The sequence below is a fragment of the Haloplanus aerogenes genome (assembly GCF_003856835.1).
Taxonomy (GTDB): Archaea; Halobacteriota; Halobacteria; order Halobacteriales; family Haloferacaceae; genus Haloplanus; species Haloplanus aerogenes.
Window position 1 is genome coordinate 3,403,774 of the sequence record NZ_CP034145.1, and the last position, 16,425, is coordinate 3,420,198.

At 65.7% G+C, this 16,425-nt stretch carries 13 protein-coding genes and 3 tRNA genes; 9 read left to right on the top strand and 7 right to left on the bottom strand.

The features are described from left to right. Positions 1–84: 84 nt before the first annotated feature. Positions 85–1,893, top strand: coding sequence for a pentapeptide repeat-containing protein (locus DU502_RS17455; RefSeq protein ID WP_121921360.1), 1,809 nt, complete (start codon positions 85–87; stop codon positions 1,891–1,893). Positions 1,894–2,360: 467 nt separating this feature from the next. Here the strand turns inward: DU502_RS17455 and DU502_RS17460 are convergent. Then, positions 2,361–2,433: transfer RNA gene (locus DU502_RS17460), tRNA-Arg, on the bottom strand. Positions 2,434–2,576: 143 nt separating this feature from the next. Here DU502_RS17460 and DU502_RS17465 point away from each other — a divergent pair. Continuing rightward, positions 2,577–3,029: a hypothetical protein gene (locus DU502_RS17465; protein WP_121921359.1), complete on the top strand. Its 453-nt coding sequence runs from the start codon at positions 2,577–2,579 to the stop codon at positions 3,027–3,029. A 139-nt stretch (positions 3,030–3,168) separates the two neighbouring features. Continuing rightward, a complete protein-coding gene (locus tag DU502_RS17470; protein WP_121921358.1) occupies positions 3,169–4,632 on the top strand; it encodes a single-stranded DNA binding protein in 1,464 nt (487 codons plus the stop codon). A 210-nt stretch (positions 4,633–4,842) separates the two neighbouring features. Here DU502_RS17470 and DU502_RS18795 read toward each other — a convergent pair whose 3' ends face one another. Continuing rightward, on the bottom strand, positions 4,843–6,843 hold the full coding sequence (locus DU502_RS18795) for a SipW-dependent-type signal peptide-containing protein (RefSeq protein ID WP_243695924.1): 2,001 nt from the start codon (positions 6,841–6,843) through the stop codon (positions 4,843–4,845). Positions 6,844–7,200: 357 nt separating this feature from the next. Between DU502_RS18795 and DU502_RS17480 the strand changes: the two genes are divergently transcribed. After that, positions 7,201–7,632, top strand: coding sequence for a histone (locus DU502_RS17480; RefSeq protein ID WP_121921357.1), 432 nt, complete (start codon positions 7,201–7,203; stop codon positions 7,630–7,632). Further along, positions 7,633–8,640 (top strand): histone deacetylase family protein, encoded by a 1,008-nt coding sequence (locus DU502_RS17485; RefSeq protein ID WP_121921356.1) that lies wholly within the window; start codon positions 7,633–7,635, stop codon positions 8,638–8,640. A 7-nt stretch (positions 8,641–8,647) separates the two neighbouring features. Here the strand turns inward: DU502_RS17485 and cca are convergent, their stop codons facing one another. Further along, positions 8,648–9,997, bottom strand: a complete 1,350-nt coding sequence (cca, locus tag DU502_RS17490; RefSeq protein ID WP_121921355.1) for a CCA tRNA nucleotidyltransferase — start codon at positions 9,995–9,997, stop codon at positions 8,648–8,650. Between the two features lie 118 nt (positions 9,998–10,115). On the opposite strand from cca, the gene DU502_RS17495 reads away from it, so the two are divergent. The 3 genes from DU502_RS17495 to DU502_RS17505 all read left to right on the top strand — a co-directional run bounded on the left by DU502_RS17495 (position 10,116) and on the right by DU502_RS17505 (position 13,030). Then, positions 10,116–10,188: transfer RNA gene (locus tag DU502_RS17495), tRNA-Asn, on the top strand. 148 nt (positions 10,189–10,336) lie between these two features. After that, positions 10,337–11,467, top strand: a complete 1,131-nt coding sequence (locus tag DU502_RS17500) for an ABC transporter substrate-binding protein (RefSeq protein ID WP_121921354.1) — start codon at positions 10,337–10,339, stop codon at positions 11,465–11,467. Then, on the top strand, positions 11,468–13,030 hold the full coding sequence (locus tag DU502_RS17505; RefSeq protein WP_121921353.1) for an ABC transporter permease: 1,563 nt from the start codon (positions 11,468–11,470) through the stop codon (positions 13,028–13,030). It begins immediately after the preceding gene. Between the two features lie 3 nt (positions 13,031–13,033). Here the strand turns inward: DU502_RS17505 and DU502_RS17510 are convergent, their stop codons facing one another. Together DU502_RS17510 and DU502_RS17515 are read right to left on the bottom strand one after the other, a co-directional pair. Further along, positions 13,034–13,465, bottom strand: coding sequence for a GtrA family protein (locus DU502_RS17510; RefSeq protein ID WP_121921352.1), 432 nt, complete (start codon positions 13,463–13,465; stop codon positions 13,034–13,036). A gap of 8 nt (positions 13,466–13,473) precedes the next feature. Beyond that, the gene (locus DU502_RS17515) at positions 13,474–14,904 is read right to left on the bottom strand and encodes a sulfatase (RefSeq protein WP_121921351.1); all 1,431 of its coding nucleotides are present in this window, start codon (positions 14,902–14,904) and stop codon (positions 13,474–13,476) included. A 161-nt stretch (positions 14,905–15,065) separates the two neighbouring features. On the opposite strand from DU502_RS17515, the gene DU502_RS17520 reads away from it, so the two are divergent. After that, positions 15,066–15,173: transfer RNA gene (locus tag DU502_RS17520), tRNA-Ile, on the top strand. A 319-nt stretch (positions 15,174–15,492) separates the two neighbouring features. Here the strand turns inward: DU502_RS17520 and DU502_RS17525 are convergent. Both DU502_RS17525 and DU502_RS18490 read right to left on the bottom strand, forming a co-directional pair. Beyond that, a complete protein-coding gene (locus tag DU502_RS17525; RefSeq protein ID WP_121921350.1) occupies positions 15,493–15,813 on the bottom strand; it encodes an SHOCT domain-containing protein in 321 nt (106 codons plus the stop codon). A 105-nt stretch (positions 15,814–15,918) separates the two neighbouring features. Continuing rightward, a complete protein-coding gene (locus tag DU502_RS18490; protein ID WP_158601185.1) occupies positions 15,919–16,266 on the bottom strand; it encodes a hypothetical protein in 348 nt (115 codons plus the stop codon). Positions 16,267–16,425: the final 159 nt, after the last annotated feature.

Here is a 16,425-nt window from a genome sequence, read left to right on the forward strand (position 1 = left end):
CTCGTGAATACGGGGCGCACATTCGTGGCGAACAGTTCAGTTGGGTATACAGTTTGAAGTGGGAATCGCTGATTGGCAGTATATATGTCAGGGGGGGAAGACACCTGTGGCTACGTCCTCGATCCGGACGACCCCGAGACGTGGGGTGGGGAGGAGGGCGAGGAGTGCCGTATCGACGAGGAACTTCTGAACGAAAGGGGCGTTTGGACCTGTCCGCACGGTGCTGAAGCGGGAGAGAAGTTGTGCATCTTCCACCAACGGGTAGAGGACAAAGAGAACGGCGACGTAGTTGAGGCACTCTCGAACGCCGTCGAAGCGGTGGGCGGCAGCGACGCAGAGTCGGAAAGTGACCGGACGAACGAGTTCATCGGGGCGAAGTTCGAGAGGGTCGAAATCGAAGCGGGGACCGTCATCGAGGCTCAGATCCGATTCGACCACGCTTCGATCAGGGAGGGCTTCCTCGCAGAGGAGGTCGATTTCGAACGCGGCATGAGTGCGAAGGGGGCAAGGGTGGGCACCGAACATCCGAACGATCACACGCCCACCGCGACTGACCACGGTGGGTGGGCTCCACTGGAAGCCAGCATCGGCAGAGACCACCACGGCTCTTTCCCGTCCACACACTCGCCGCGGCACGTGTCCTTCTGCGGTGCGGAGTTCAGTGGAGACGTACTGTTCGAGAGCACGAAATTCGAGGGAACTCGGCACGTCTCGTTCGCTCACGCCGACTTCGGTGGCGACGGCGACGTGTCATTTGCGGAGACGACCTTCGAGAATGAGGGACACGTCGCGTTCAATAAGGCGGATTTCGAGAACCACGGTGAAGTCTCCTTCGAGGGTGCCGTCTTCGAGCACCGCGACGCGTCGTTCTCCGTGATCGATTTCGAGAACGGTGGGGATGTGTCCTTCGAGGAGGTGGCGTTTCGAGACGGTGGGAACGTGGCCTTCCACGATACCGACTTCGTCAATGACGCAGGCGTGTCGTTCACAGACGTAACTGTCGAAGATGTCCGAACGCTCGACTTTCGGGGAGCTACCTTCACCGAAGATGTCACGATCGATATCACAGCCGACAACGTCGAGACGATTTCCTACTTCGACGCGGATTTCTCGAGAGCGACTCTGAACGTCGAGTCAATTCCAGAAGTGTCGTTCGAGTCGGCCAATCTGACTGGTGTCGACCTCTCGGAGGTAGATCTCTCGGGGGCGAATCTGGAGCGCGCGCAACTCACGGGCGCGGACCTGTTCGGGACAGACCTGAGTGGGACCCGGATCTATGGAGCTCGTATCGGTGACGCCGCGATCAACACGGAAACGGAATTCGACGAACACGGCGAAGACCGGTGCATATACGACCCAGACTCGAAGTACGAGTACGATCGGGACCCAGACGAAGAGGTCGGTCAGATCAGGAAAGCGATGGGTGCCTACCACGTTCTCGAACAACTGACACGCGCAAACACGCTGCCGGACAAGCAAGCGAGATTCTTCGCTCGACGACAGGATATGCGCCGGGAACAACTTCGTCGAGATGGACGACGTCTGGACTACTGGTTCGCAAAAGTGCAAAACATGATTTTTCGACACGGAGAAAGTTTTTCTCGAGTGGTTGGTTGGAGCGTCGGAACGATAGTGGTATTTGCGTTCATATTTCCGTTAGGCGGCTGGTTACAGAGTGATTCGACGGGGGCACTCACCTACAGAGCTATCGCTGACTCACCGGTATTGCTATGGAAGTCATTCTATCACAGCGCGCTTCTCTTTCTGACTGGGAACGGATCACTCGCCCCGACCGGATTCGTTGGAGAGGTTCTCACGACGATCGAGGCAATGATAGCGCCGATACTGTTGGCCCTCCTCGTGTTTGTACTCGGTCGCCGCGCTGCAAGATAGTTAGTCCGTGTTCAACACACCGACCTTTTCAGGAGCAGGAACGCCTGCTTGCTCACGGCTACGCCGTTCGCTAGTCCGAGATGCTCACTGCGTTCGCATTTCGCACCGCTCGTCGTCGTTGTACTCCTGAAAACGTCCTGACGGAGTCCCACGCGAGCGAACGCGAGCGTGGGGCACGTCAGGGCGTGAACAGTGCGAGACCGACGGTCTCGCATGCAGCCGGCCGACGTAGTAGTCGGCCGGTGATGAAGGAGTGACCTGACGAAGTCAGGTCACGACTGAAATGAACGTCCTGACGGAGTCCACACCGTCTGGTGTGGGTACGGAAGACCCGAGCGAAAGGAGCGTCTTCCGGAGATTTGAACTCACTCACTTCGCTTCGCTCGTTCGCTGCTCAAATCTCCGTGTTCCCGTTTCCTTTCAGCAGACACTCCTCGCTACGCTCGTCGTGTTATGCTGAAAGGAAACGTCCTGACGGAGATTTGAACTCCGGTCCCTGGCTCCGCAAGCCAAGAGGATAGTCCACTACCCTATCAGGACTCATTCATCCATACCGCGGAGTCGCTTAAGACGGTTACGATACGCCGGCGACGAACGAAGTGAGTCGAGTGAACTCGGCGGAAATGTCAAAGACGGTTTTGAGAGTACCGAAAGGGTATGCCGCCGGGTCACGGAGCGAAGGTATGGATCGTCGAAACCTGCTCCGGGCGGCCCCACTGCTCGTACTTGCTGGGTGTGTCGGTCGCGGTGGGAGTGGTGGTGACGACGGCGACGGCGGCGACGATAGCGACGACCAACCCCGCGTGACCGACCGAACGTTCGACGACACGGGCGAGTGTTCGTTGCCCGAGACGGCGACGGTCGACGCGTCGGCGTCGGAGGTTCGGGTCGACGGATGTATCACGGGTCCCAACGGCTGCGCGGTCGCGCGCCTCGACGCCGCGACGGTCGACGGCGACGAACTGACCGTGGTCGTCACGACGGAGCGGGACGCACCGCCGGACGTGGCGTGTACGGAGGCGCTGGTCTACCGATCCTACACGGCGACGATCACCCTCGACGGGAGCGTGGGGTCGGTGCGGGTGGTCCACGACGCGGCAGGTGGTCGGGAGACGGTCGTCGACCGGTCGGTGTGACAGCCGAAGGTTGATACGTGAAAGCGACCCCAGTTCGGGTCGTGATCGGCCAGCGACGACGAACGAAATCGAGAGACCGAAGCGCGGTGTTCGGGCAAGGACAACGCTTAACCGGAGGGTTCGCCTGTTGCACGGTACTATGGGCGTAATCGAGGACGTGTACGAGGACCTCGACACGGACGTGGAGTTCGAGGAGTTCGAGGCCGCCGTCCACGACAAGGTCGAGCAGATGGGAGGGCTCGCCGACGAGGAGACGGCGGCGATGCTCATCGCCCACGAGTTAGAGGACGAGGAGGTGAGCGGCGTCGCGGACATCGAACCCGGCATGGACGAGGTGAAGTTCCTCGCGAAGGTAGTCGGCGTCGGTGACCTGCGGACGTTCGAACGCGAGGGCGACGGTGACGACGACGAGGAGGAGGTCGACGAGGGACGCGTCATCAACGTCGAGGTGGCCGACGAGACCGGACAGGTGCGTATCTCCTTCTGGGACCGCATGGCGCAGTCCGTCGCCGACGGCGAACTCGACGTGGGCGACGTGTTGCGGATCAAGGGCCGACCACAGGAGGGGTACAGCGGCGTCGAAGTGAGCGTCGACCAAGCGGAGGTCGACGAGGACGCCGACGTGGACGTACAGGTGCAGGACACCTACCGCATCGACGACCTCTCGCTCGGCCTCTCGGACGTGAACCTGCAGGGGCGAGTGCTGGCGACGGATTCCGTGCGGACCTTCGACCGCGACGACGGGAGCGAGGGTCGCGTCGCCAACCTGACCCTCGGCGACGAGACGGGGCGCGTGCGGGTGACGCTGTGGGACGAAAAAGCCGACCGGGCCGAAGAACTCGACTCCGGTACGTCGGTCGAAGTCGTCGACGGGTACGTCCGGGAACGCGACGGCGACCTCGAACTCCACGTCGGATCGCGCGGCGCAGTCGAAGAGATCGACGACGACATCAGCTACGACCCGGAGACGGACGACATCTCGTCGCTGGAACTCGGCCAGACGGCCGACCTCGCCGGCGGCGTCATCGAGACCGATCCCAAGCGAACGTTCGACCGCGACGACGGGAGCGAGGGACAGGTGCGGAACGTGCGTATCAAAGACGAGACGGGCGACATCCGGGTCGCGTTGTGGGGCGAGAAAGCCGACCTCGATATCGACCTCGCGGACTACGTCGTCGTCACCGACGCCGAGATTCAGGAGGGGTGGCAGGACGACCTGGAGGCCTCCGCCGGGTGGCGTGCGACGGTGACGGTGACCGATCCGCCGAGCGACGCGCCGGGGACCGACGCGAGCGGGTCGGGGGATACGGCGAACGCGGGCGGCGTGAGTGGGAGTGGCAGTCCCGGCCTCGACGCGTTCGGAGACGAGGGGGCAAGCAGCGCGGACACGGCGACGGGAGGATCGAGTGCGAACGCGACGACCGCCGACGGCGAGACCGTCCAGTTCACGGGGACGGTCGTGCAAGCAGGGAATCCGGTCGTCCTCGACGACGGGACGGAGACGCGAAGCGTCGAGACGGACGCCGATCTCCGACTGGGTGAGGAGGTAACCGTCCGCGGACCGATCCACGACGGCCGGATCGACGCGGACGAAGTGTACTGATACTGGTGGTTGTACCGATTTCGAGCTATAGTAGCGTTTGGAACTGTTTGCACACCTGATCGCCAGACCGCGTGCGATCAGGTGTGCGATGACTTACAAAGGCTACTATAGTCGTCAGCCCGGAGTGGCGACTAGCTTGCTCGACGTACAGCCGACAGTACGAACGCTCGCGTCGAGGAAGCGGAGAAGGGGGTGGGCGGGGCGCTGGGTTCAGGGGTCGACTTCGTCGTCGTCGACGCCGTCGTTGTTCATCCCGGAGCCGTCGTTGTGGCGGCACTGCTCGGTGTAGAAGCCGAGGTCGAAGGTGACGGAGTCACCCTGCACCTCGTTGCCGTGGTCGATGGGGAGCCACCACTGGAAGGCGACGTAGTGCACATCGGGAGATTCGGAGTAGCAGTCCCGACTGGTGTCGGCGCCACCACCCTGCGGAGCGGGCTCGTTGCCGCCGAGTGGCACGCCGTTTCCGGCGGAGAGCGCGTTCAGCACTTCGCGGAGGGAGCCCTCGATGAACACGTCCTCGTCGTCCTGGTGGACGTTGTCGCCGTCGTCGTACCACGCGCGGGCACGGAGTTTGTCGGCGAGTTCGGGACCGCCCTGCGTCGGCGGTTCGGGCGTCGGCGTTCCGGGGCTCTCCTGACAGATCTCCGTCTCGAAGTCGGACTCGTTCTCGTTGTAGACGAAGGAGTTGCGGAAGGAGGTGGTCTCGCCGGGGGCGAGTTCGCCGAGGCTCCACTCGAAGGCGAGGCCGACGTCGCCCGTCCCGCTGTCGGGGTACTGGTCGTCGTTGTTGTAGCCACCGTTCCGCCAGCGGCTGAGCGTCGTCGACCAGAAGTCGAGGTCGTGGTTGACACTCAGGTCTTCACCGGTGAAGCCAGCGAACAGTCCCAGCCCCTCGTCCTCCTGGAAGATGAACTCACACTCCGTCGTCGTATCGAGGTAGTACTCCCCGACCTCACCTCCCGGCGCGTCGATGTCGTAGTCGACGTACTGGGAGATGCGGAGGTCGTCGAACGTCGCACCGCTCCCGCTGGGGTTGGTGACCTCGTACTCGACACGCAGGGTCGCCTCGTTCGGATCGAGGGTGACGTTCCGGTCCACTTCGAGGGTGACCGTCGTTCCACCCGAGGTTTGGACGGGGATCGTGATGGTCGATTCGGCGGTCGTCCCGGCACTAACGGACCCGGGGAAGGGAGTGTCGAGCGAGCCGTCCTGCTCGGCGTTCGCGAGGGACCCCGTCCCGTCACGGAAGCCGTAGGTTTCGCGATAGAGCGTCCCCACGCCGTTGAAGTCCCAGTTCGTCCCCTGGACGGTCGTCCCCGATCCGAGTTCGCCGACGTTGACGTCGAGGCTCGAATTGCTGATGTTGATGTCGTACGGGCCGTCGGGATCGGTCGGGCCCTCACTTCGCTTCGAATCGGTGGCCGAAGCCGCCTTCGAGGCCGCAGCCAGTCCGGCCGTCCCGGCACCCGCCGCCGCGGCGCCTTTCCGGAGCGCCGAGCGACGGTCGCTCGGGTCGTCGGGGGTGGTAGTGTCCGCCTCCGTCTCCGTCTCCACGCTCGCGTCGCCGTCGTCACCGCCACCGAGCGCCGGCACCGCACCGAGCAGAGCGAGCGGCCACAGCGACGCCTGTGCCCCGTCCTCGTCGGGGTCGTCGGCTTCGGGTTCGGTGAGACCGTTCTCTGCCTCGTCGACGAGGCGGCCGTTCATCCAGAGGAGCGCGGGGTTGTCACAGGCGGCGAAGTCGAAGGTGACCTCGCCGAAGTCGCCGGGTTTCACGTCGTCGATGGTGATGACGGGCGCTTCCATGTCGTCGTCACCGACGTCGGCGAGGGCTTCACAGGGGCCTTCTTCGGACCCCAGCCCGCCCGGTGGGAACTGTTCTTGCCGGGTGGCGTCCATGAACGCCGTGCGGTCCGAGAAGACGAGTTCGATGGGTCGCCCGTTCGGATCGGCCGCCGGAAGCGAGAGGTCGGGAATCTCGCCGTCCTCGGGCATTCTGGCGTAGTCCGTCTCCTCGCCCATCCAGTCCGAATAGTGCTCGTCCCAGCTCACCTTGAGGTCGAGTTCGCCGGCCACCAGCCGGTTGTTTTCGAACGATTCCTGATCGCTGAAGTACGCGCTCGTCCCGAGGCCGGCGCCGGCCGACGCCGCGCCGATGGTGCCGAGCGCGGCCAGCGTCTTGCGCCGCGAGATGTTGAAGTCGTCTTGCATCGTATGCCACTCCCCTCTCGGGGACGCCCACCGGTGGCGTCGAACCACCACCGGTCGCCGGCCACCCGAGTGAGACAGTCTTGTTACATACACCTATACCCATAGCTAATCACCACTTTCAGGAGGTTAACGCACGATTTTGTGGAATAATTACCGATTATCCAGTTTGATGAAACGACGAACCACGGCCGAAATCGAAAGACTGCGTCGCCATACATCTAAACGACAATTAAACTACAACTATGCGTGACACTTCTGGCGAGGATCGACGCGCAGACAGTACCGGCGAGCGGAATGGGGCACAGGGTCGCTCGGCTGACGGAAAGGATTATACGCGCCACGGACACCTATCGGAGTATGAGTGTCGAGTTACCGTTCGCCCCGGTAGACACGATCATCCGTCGGAACGCGGGTGACCTGCGGGTGAGTGCGGGTGCGGCGGAGGAACTCGCCCGTCGCATCCAGCACCACGGGGCGGATCTCGCCGTCGACGCGGCCGAACGAGCGACGGCGGACGGGCGGAAGACGCTGATGGCCGCCGACTTCGGCGTGGAGCAGGTGGTCGACCGGGACGACCTCGAACTCCCGGTGGCGCCGGTCGATCGCATCGCTCGCCTCGAAATCGACGGGCACTACCGCGTCTCGATGGACGCGCGGATCGCGCTCGCCGACATCCTGGAGGATTACGCCGATAACGTCGCCGCCGCGGCGGCGACACTCGCCAATCATGCCGATCGGCGGACTATCCAGGCGGAGGATATCGAGACGTACTTCGCACTCTTCGAATAGATGCAGTTTGGCTACAGCGAGGCCTGTCTCGACCACGACACCGGCGCCCGACATCCGGAGACGGCCGACCGACTGCGAGCCATCCGCCAGCAACTCGCGCGGCGCCACGGCGTCGAGTACGTCGACGCCGATCCGGCCTCGGTCGACGCCGTCACCGCCGTCCACGACAACGACTACGTCGACGAATTCCGCGAGTTCTGTACCGATGGCGGCGGCAACTGGGACGCCGACACCGTCGCTTCAGAGGGGACGTGGAAGGCCGCCCTCGCGAGCGCCGGCCTCGCCCAGTGGGCGGCGGAGCGCGCCCTCGCCGGCGACGACGGGCGCGAGACCCCCTTCTCTATCGGCCGCCCGCCCGGCCACCACGCCGTCGAAGCCGACGCCATGGGCTTCTGTTTCTTCAACAACGCCGGCGTCGCGGCCCAGCACGCCCTCGACGACGGTGGCGCCGACCGCGTCGCCATCTTCGACTGGGACGTCCACCACGGCAACGGCACGCAGGATATCTTCTACGACCGGGGCGACGTGTTCTATGCCTCGATCCACGAACAGGGACTGTTCCCCGGAACCGGCGACGTGAACGAAATCGGGACCGGCGCGGGCGAGCGGACGACGCTCAACGTCCCGCTCCGATCCGGCGCGGGCGACGCCGACTACTTGCTCGCGTTCGAGCGGACGGTCGGGCCGGCCCTCGACCGCTTCGACCCCGACCTCTTGCTCGTGAGCGCCGGCTTCGACGCCCACCGCCACGACCCCATCTCGCGGATGCGCGTCTCGACAGAGGGGTACGCCTGCCTCACCGAACAGGTGCGGGAGACGGCCGACGCCGTCGACGCCGGCCTCGGATTCGTCCTCGAAGGCGGCTACGGCCTCGACACCCTCTCCGAGAGCATCGCCACCGTCCACGAGACGTTCGACGGACGGGCCCCAGTCGAGGACGACGACGGCCACGCCGACGCCACGGAGGACCTCATCGACGAGGTGCGGTCGGCGCACGGACTGGAGTAGGGTAGGACTACGGAACCGGATCGAAGTAGCGAGCGAGTTCGACGCCGAAGTCGTCGGCCAGCCCAGCAACCGCGTCGCCGACGAGGAGGTCGTACTCCGATTCCAGTGCCGTCTCGACCTGTGCGCCGAGCGCCACGTCGAAGATGGCGTCGCTCCCGAGGAGGTCGGCAGGCGTCGTGAACTCGCGTTCGCGCTCGACGACGTAGCGGTCGCCGTCGAGGAAGGGTCCGTACACGTCACGGTCGGCGTAGGCGTCGTAGAAGCCGGTCGCGTGGTCGCGGACGTGAACCGGCGGCCCGGCGTGACGCGCCACGCTCGCCAGTTCGGACACAGCGAGTTCGACCAGCAGGACGGCCCGGTCGTCGGCGAACGTGGCAGAGCGCAGCGGCGCGAAGCCTCGCCGGTCGAGTTCGCCGGCGATCCCGTCGAGCGACTTGCGGAGCTGGGGGTAGAGCTGATCGTCGACGAGATCGGGCGTCTCGAAGACGACGGCGACGGGCGTCGTTCCCCGGCGGTCGAGATGGGCACGGACGGCGTCCGCGTCGAGGGGGGCGGGGTCGCTCGGGACGAAGGGGTCCTCGCGGGGGTCGGCGAGGAAATCGCGGGCGTAGTGCTGGAGGCGGGCGACGTTCTCGGCGGCACAGACGGCGGCGACGTTGCGCTCGGGATCGGTCGGATCGATGACGACGAGCGGATCGTCGAACGTCGCCGTCCCGTGGTCCTCGGGGTCGAGGCGGACGGGCGGGTGCCAGTCGGAAGCGGCGCGGAGCAGGGGTTCGAAGCCGCCGTATTCGAGGACGAGGAGTTCGGAGAGGTAGCCAGAGAAGCCGCGGGTGCGGAGGTCGCTCCCGTAGGCGCCGATACCGGTGAGGAAGGCCTTGAACAGGCGCACGTCGCGCGCGAGAGTCTCGTCGAGACGCTCCTGCAAGTAGGCGTCGTGGAAGGGCGTGCGGTCGACCGCCGACTGGATTTCGGTCGCGTCGGCCACGTCGTAACAGGGGACGAGGTCCACGTCGAACCCCTGCACCTCGCCGGTGACGTAGGGGTGTTCGGCGTACTCCTCGCGGCCGTCGGGGAGGGCGGCTCGGCCGACGTCGAGCCCGTAGCGTTCCAAATCGGCGCGGTCGAGGTCCGGCGGGAAGCGGACGAACAGGTCGATGTCGCGGTCGTCGGCGAGCCACGTCCCGCGGGCCGTCGAGCCGACCTGCACCACGTCGGCGTCGACGGGGAGGTCGTCGACGGCGTCGCGGACGCGGTCGGTCAGGGCGGCGACGGCCGCCTGCAACCGCTCCCGTTCGGCGGCGTCCGGCGTCACGCGGTCGGCCACCCGCGCGACGACGGCCTCGAAGTCGCTCATGGACCACTCATCACGTGCGCCCCGGCGAAAGCGTGTCGGTGTGCGCCCCATGCGACCGGCCGACGGAACGGGGTGAAAACGAAAGCCCTTTCATACGAGTTCGACTATCATCACCCGAGCCGTCGTAGCTCAGATGGTAGAGCACCTCGCTGTTAACGAGGTGGTCCCAGGTTCGAGCCCTGGCGACGGCGTCTTTCTTCCACCGTATCAGGCCCCGAGCGTGCCGTTTCGCATCCCGTCACATCCCTCCCGAGCCTCCGCTCGCGGCGCACGCCCCTATATAATAAACATAACGATGAAATGTTTAAGTAGGGGGCATCCTATCGCCCTTGCACGGGTATGTCTTGGGAAAACACCACGCGGCGCGACGCGCTGCGGGCGGGCGGCGCAGCGGTCGTCGCCGGGTTCGCAGGCTGTGTCGGCGGAACGGGGGGAAGCAGCGACGAAGGCGACGCCAGCGGCTCTAACGGCACCAGTACGAGTACGCCAACCGAACCGACCGACGTGTCGGTGATTCTGAACTGGAAGCCGAACGCCACGCAGGCGGGATACTTCGTCGCGGATCGGAACGGCTTCTACGAGGAAGAGGGATTGAACGTCGAACTCGTGCCCGGACAGGGCGGCGGGTTCGCGGCGAAACAGGTCGGCCTCGGCAACCAGGATATCGGGCTGGGGACGGGCGTCGCGCTGTTGCAGGCACGCAACCGCGACCTCGACATCCGCTCATTTGCGGGCGCACAGGACTCCAACGCCGCCATCTACACCGTCGAAGAGCAGTTCGGTGGAGAACTCACCGAACCGGCAGAGCTCGCGGGCAAGCGCGTCGCGGTCGTCGCGGAGTCCGCCAAGACGATGACGTATCTCGAGATGCTCCTCAAGCAGGAGGGCATCCGCGAGGACGTGGAACTCGTCAACGTCGGCGTCGAACAGCAGACCTCCAACCTCCTCTCGGGCAACGTCGACGCCGCGGTCGGCATCTTCTCCGACTCGCTCGGCCTCGAAGACAAGGGGTACAACGCGTCGATGCTCTGGCTGGCGAACTACACGCCGGCCATCGGGCGCACGGTCTTCGCCCAGCCCGGATACGCCAGCGAGAACCCCGACGTGATCCGGGGCTTCCTCCGCGCGACCGCCCGTGGGTGGGCGTGGGCGTCGAACAACCCCGAGGGTGCGATGGATCGAATGGTCGAGGCGCGCCCCAGCCTGTCGAAATCGCGCGAAATCGGCCTGCTCAAGATGAAGTACACGGCGAAGAACCTCGTGTTGACCGACACGGTTCGGGAACACGGCTGGGGGTACCAGCGCGCCGACGCCTGGGAGCAGGTCGTCAGCAGCCTCACCGAGGGCGGCGTCGTCGACGGCGACATCTCCGCCGAGGACGTATGGACCAACGAGTATCTCGACACGGAGGCGAGTTTCGTCGGCGACTACGCCGCGAAAGTCTCCACCGACTACGACCTCCCCGTCTGAATGTCCACGGTCCCCGTCCGTACCGGTGCTCGACGGGTGCTCGACGGCCTCACGCGACCCGCGGTCGCCGCGGTCACGGTCACGGTCGCCATCGGCCTGTGGCAGGCTCTTACGGTCCTCACCGGCGTTCCGAGCATCCTCCTTCCCGCGCCGACCGAAGTGGCCGCCGCGCTCCGCGGCAACCGCGCCGACATCGCGCGACACCTCGCGTACACGGGCTACGAGATCGGTCTCGGGTGGCTCACCGGCGTCGGTGTCGGCATCGCGTTCGCGGGCCTCATGGCCGCCTCCCGGCGGCTCCGCCTCGCGGTCTATCCGCTCCTCGTCTCGATTCGGATCGTCCCGCTCGTCGCCATCGCGCCCCTCCTGATCGTCGCCTTCGGTGCGACGCTCTACACCCGCGTCTTGATGGCCGCCATTCTCACGTTCTTCCCCGTCACTGTCGCGACGCTCGACGGCCTCCTGTCGGTGCCGTCCAGCCAACTCGACCTCCTTCGGTCGGTCGAGGCGTCCACGTGGACGCAGATCCGGCACGTTCGGCTGCCGAACGCCCTGCCGAGCATCTTCGCTGGCGTGAAGATCGCTACCCCGCTCGCGGTCGAAGGGGTGTTGCTCGCGGAGTTCCTCGCGGCGTCGCAGGGCCTCGGCCACGCCGTGTTGCAGGCGGCCGCGAACCTCGATACGCCCCTGCTGTTCGCGGAGGTGGCCCTGATCGTCGGCGTCGGTCTCGCGCTGTTCGGACTGGTCGCGGGCTACGAGCGACAGCGACGGTGGAGCGACGGCACGGACGGGCTCGGCGGGTTCGGTACCCGTGGCGGGGGCGCCCCGGCGCCGACACCGGAGCGCGCCCTGTTCGGTGCCGTCGCGCTGGCCGCTCTCGGTGGGAGCTGGGTGGCCGGGACGGTGGTCGTCCCGAACGCGGCCGTGTTCCTGCCCTCCCCGTCGGCCGTCGCCGCGTCGCTGTGGGAGACCCCCGACCTGTTCCTGACGGCAGCGGTCGGCTCGCTCCACAAACTCGCCGTCGGCTGGGCGCTCGGCGCCCTCGTCGGTGGGACCGTCGGCGCGGTCGTCGCGTTCGCACCCCGAACCCGCCCCGTCGCCGGTCCCTTCCTCGTCGGCGCGCGCGTGACGCCGACCATCGTCGCCGCGCCGCTCCTCCTCGTCTGGCTCGGCATCTCCTTCTCCGCGGCGACAGTCCTGATCGCGCTCGCGACCTTCTTCCCCATCGCCGTCGCGACGGCGAGCGGCCTGACGACGCTCCCCGAAACCCACCGCTCGCTGCTCGACTCCGTCGACACACCCCGGCGAGCGCGGCTGTTCGTCCGCCTTCGCTACGGGGTGCCGACCGTACTCGCCGGCGTGAAACTCTCCATCGTCAGCGGCCTCTCCGGAGTCGTCATCGCGGAGTGGTTCGTCGCCAACGGCGGCCTCGGCGTCCTCGTCAATCAGGGGATGCGGAACCTCCAGCCGACGCTGACGTACGCGGCCATCGCCTGCCTGTTCGCGCTCGGCATGGTGCTGTTCGGGGGGACGACGCTCCTGCAACGGCGGCTGGACTGGTAGCCCTCACCCTGCCGTCTGCCACGTCCACCGCGAATCGAGCACGTACCGGTAGATGCCGCTGACGACGATGCCGACGCCGTTGGCGACGAGATAGGGGATGGCCGCCGCCGAGACGAGCGCGTACAGTACACCCACCTGAATGGGGATGGCCGTGCCGCGGACGACGTTCGTCCGCAGGAGGCCGCGGGCCCGCTCCCGCCAGTTCTGGTGGCTCGACGTGTGGAACGTCCAACGGTTGTTCACGCCGTACTGGAGGATGATCGTAATCTCGATGGAGACGATGGCGGCCAACAGATACTGGACGTTCCCCCACTCGACGAGCGCGCCGAGGAGGCCCGTCTGGAAGCCGGCGGCGACCAGACCGACGAGGAAGAACCGCCGTAGTTGCGGGGCCTCGGGACCGATCAGTACGGCCCGCAGGAAGCGCCGGAGCATCGGCGGAGCTATCGGTAACCGAGGGCTTCGAGTCTCGTCTCGATGTCCTCGTCGACACCACTGTCTCGGTCGTCGGCGTCGACCGACGCCAGCATCGACGCGTGATCCTCGACGACCGTCCGGAGATGTTCGCGGGCCGCCGCCGCCTCCGGATCGTTGTCGGTCGAGCGATCCGTCCCCTGATCCGGGTCCGCCCGCCGGTCGTACAGTTCCTCCGCCCCCGTCGCCGTGTTCTGGATGTACACCCAATCGGTGTCGCGGGCGCTCACCAGCAGATCACCCTCGTCGAGCGACCGGGGAATCGGCTGCTGGGTCACGTCGTCGCCGCGGACGGTGACGGTCACGATCGGCGTTTCGGGCGGCGCGACACCGTCCCGAATCGTCGGCAGGAGGCTCTCGCCAACCCACTCGTCGGCCGGGTCGACGCCGAAGAGGTCACAGACCGTCGGCGCGATGGCGTCGAGGCCGACGTGCTCCGACACGCGTCGGGCGGGCAGGCCCGGCACGTCGACGATCAGCGGCACGTGGACCAGTTCGTCGTAGAGTTTGGGGTAGTGGGCGAGATGGCCGTGGTCCATGAACTCCTCGCCGTGGTCGCCGGCGAGGACGACGGCCGTGTCGTCGGCCACACCCGCCTCGTCGAGCGAGTCGAGCAGACGCTCCAGACTGGCGTCGACCTGCCGCACGGCGCCCTGATACAGCGTACGCAGGTCGGCGAGCGTCCGGTCGCCGACGGACCACCCCAATCCCGTGCGGACGTGGGCGATCAGCATCCGCACCTTGCCGACGCGCCGGTCGGTGCCGCGGAGATAGCGCGGCGCGGGCACGTAGGGCGTGTGGGCGTCCATGTAGTGTACCCACAGGAAGAACGGTTCGTCCGTCTCGGCGATAAAGGAGGTGGCCGCCCGCTCCATATCGAGCATGCGCGAGGCGTCGGTGAAGGGCTGTTCGTCGCTGCCACCGCGGAGGAAGTTGCCGGCGCGACGGAACGGTGACGTGAGCAACTGGAGCCACGCGCCCCACGTCGGGTGGGCAGCGACGAACTCGCCGGCGCGGCCGTCGGTACTGCCGCCGACGAAGGCGTCGAAGGAATCGAACCCGTCGTCGTAGCCCCAGTGTTCGGTGAGGAAGCCGTTGGCGGCGTTGAAACCGCCGGTGGCGACGCCGGCCGCCTGTAACTGTTCGGCGAGGGTCGTCACGTTCTCGCCGTCGACGCCGATGCGCCCGGTGTCGGCGAAGACGGGACGCGAGGCGAGAATGGAAGGGAACGACATCGGCGTCCAGTTGCCGTGGGCGAAGGCATTCTCGAAGACGGTCCCCCGATCCGCGAGCACCGAGAGCGTCGGCGTGTCGTAGTCGCCGCCGTACGGTTCGATGGCGTCGGTGCGCAACGAATCGACGGTGACGAGGACGGTGTTGGAGACGAGAGAGTCTGTCATGGGAAGTGATATCGACGGCGGATCGGCCACAGACGGGCCGTGCCCCGACGCCGTCGATGGGTCGGTCATTTCGGATATAAGGAGATGGGTGTACTCAAGCTTTTGGTCGACGGCTGGGAGTCCGGCACGTTCAAGACGGCGGAGCGTCGATACGCGCCGTAGGGCCCTTAGCTTAGTCTGGTTAAAGCCCCCGGCTCATAGTGGGCGCGATGGTTCCGTCGCGGGCATGGGATACCGGGTGATCGCTGGTTCGAATCCGGCAGGGCCCATCCCACTTTTTCCTCGGTCGCTCCGCTCCCTCGCAAAAACTTGGGGAAAAAGACCGCAGAGAGGATTCGAACCGCGAGGACTTCGCTTCGCTCGTCCTCTGGGCTCGAATCCGGCAGACCAATGAGAACCGCCGAGCGGCAGCGAGGCGTGTTCGAATATCGTACGCTGGAATACGAACCGACCTATAGTAGCGTTTGGAACTGTTTGCACACCTGATCGCACGCTATCCCGCGATCAGGTGTGCGATGACTTACAAAGGCTACTATAGTCAGGACAGCCGTGAAGACGCGACGGAGAGAGAAAATGAGTCCGGGCCGCTCACAGGAGTTGCTCTCGTCGCTGTTCGAACTCGTCGTCCGAGAGGTCGCCGCGAGCGTAGCGCTCCCGAAGGATGGTCAGCGGCTCGTCGTCATCGTCGTCGGTGTCGCGCGTGACGAGTAGGTAGCCGAGGTAGGCAGGGACGGCGATCAGGAGGACCATCCAGAGGACTCCCAGGAGCCCCATCGCGCCGCCGAAAAGTCCCCAGCCGCCGCTGCCCATCGCGCCGCCGCCCATCATCCCGCCGCCGTATCCGCTCCCGTAGCTGCCGTGGGCTGCCGCCGTACCGGTCGCTGCAACGAGCAGCGGAACGGCGAGCATCGTCGTTCGTCGCGCAGTGCGTCCAAGCGTGTCGAGTCTAGTGGTCATGGTCTTGTGTTTCGTGGGGTTGGTCGGAGTACGGTACACCGGACGCCGGTTCAGAGGTCAGCACCCGTAGCCGTGGCCGTACCCCCTGTGGTCGTCAACGTGGTCGTCAACGTGGTCGTCAACGTGGTCGTCAACGTGGTCGTCAACATGGTCGTCCATGTGGTCGTCAACGTGGTCGTCAACATGGTCGTCCATGTGGTCGTCAACGTGGTCGTCGTCGACGTGATGGCCGTCAGCCATGTGGTCGGTCATCCAGACTGCCCACTCGTCCGCCGTGCCGTTGGACGGGGGCGCGTCGTCAGCAGCCGGTCCGGAGCCGTGCGCGCTGACCACGGGAGCGGCGACGGCGAGTCCGAGGACTGCAATCGTCACGAGTAGCCAGCGGCCGATTGTGATCGTGGTCATTGTCTCTCACCTCAATTAGGCGTAGGCGGCCTCCGGAGTTATTCTCCTGGGTGTGGATTCGCGTAGGAGATCGTTCGAGAACGTTTATAGACGGTTCTAATCGTTCATCTCGCTCAGAATCGTTCGTGCGGGCCGATTTCGAGGGCGAGAGCAGAGGGG

Excerpts from the sequence above, each read along its gene's own strand:
- DU502_RS17455 (WP_121921360.1), top strand. The coding sequence starts at position 85 with ATGTCAGGGGGGGAAGACACCTGTGGCTACGTCCTCGATCCGGACGAC.
- DU502_RS17465 (WP_121921359.1), top strand. The coding sequence starts at position 2,577 with ATGGATCGTCGAAACCTGCTCCGGGCGGCCCCACTGCTCGTACTTGCT.
- DU502_RS17470 (WP_121921358.1), top strand. The coding sequence starts at position 3,169 with ATGGGCGTAATCGAGGACGTGTACGAGGACCTCGACACGGACGTGGAG.
- DU502_RS18795 (WP_243695924.1), bottom strand. The coding sequence starts at position 6,843 with ATGCAAGACGACTTCAACATCTCGCGGCGCAAGACGCTGGCCGCGCTC.
- DU502_RS17480 (WP_121921357.1), top strand. The coding sequence starts at position 7,201 with ATGAGTGTCGAGTTACCGTTCGCCCCGGTAGACACGATCATCCGTCGG.
- DU502_RS17485 (WP_121921356.1), top strand. The coding sequence starts at position 7,633 with ATGCAGTTTGGCTACAGCGAGGCCTGTCTCGACCACGACACCGGCGCC.
- cca (WP_121921355.1), bottom strand. The coding sequence starts at position 9,997 with ATGAGCGACTTCGAGGCCGTCGTCGCGCGGGTGGCCGACCGCGTGACG.
- DU502_RS17500 (WP_121921354.1), top strand. The coding sequence starts at position 10,337 with ATGTCTTGGGAAAACACCACGCGGCGCGACGCGCTGCGGGCGGGCGGC.
- DU502_RS17505 (WP_121921353.1), top strand. The coding sequence starts at position 11,468 with ATGTCCACGGTCCCCGTCCGTACCGGTGCTCGACGGGTGCTCGACGGC.
- DU502_RS17510 (WP_121921352.1), bottom strand. The coding sequence starts at position 13,465 with ATGCTCCGGCGCTTCCTGCGGGCCGTACTGATCGGTCCCGAGGCCCCG.
- DU502_RS17515 (WP_121921351.1), bottom strand. The coding sequence starts at position 14,904 with ATGACAGACTCTCTCGTCTCCAACACCGTCCTCGTCACCGTCGATTCG.
- DU502_RS17525 (WP_121921350.1), bottom strand. The coding sequence starts at position 15,813 with ATGCTCGCCGTTCCGCTGCTCGTTGCAGCGACCGGTACGGCGGCAGCC.
- DU502_RS18490 (WP_158601185.1), bottom strand. The coding sequence starts at position 16,266 with ATGACCACGATCACAATCGGCCGCTGGCTACTCGTGACGATTGCAGTC.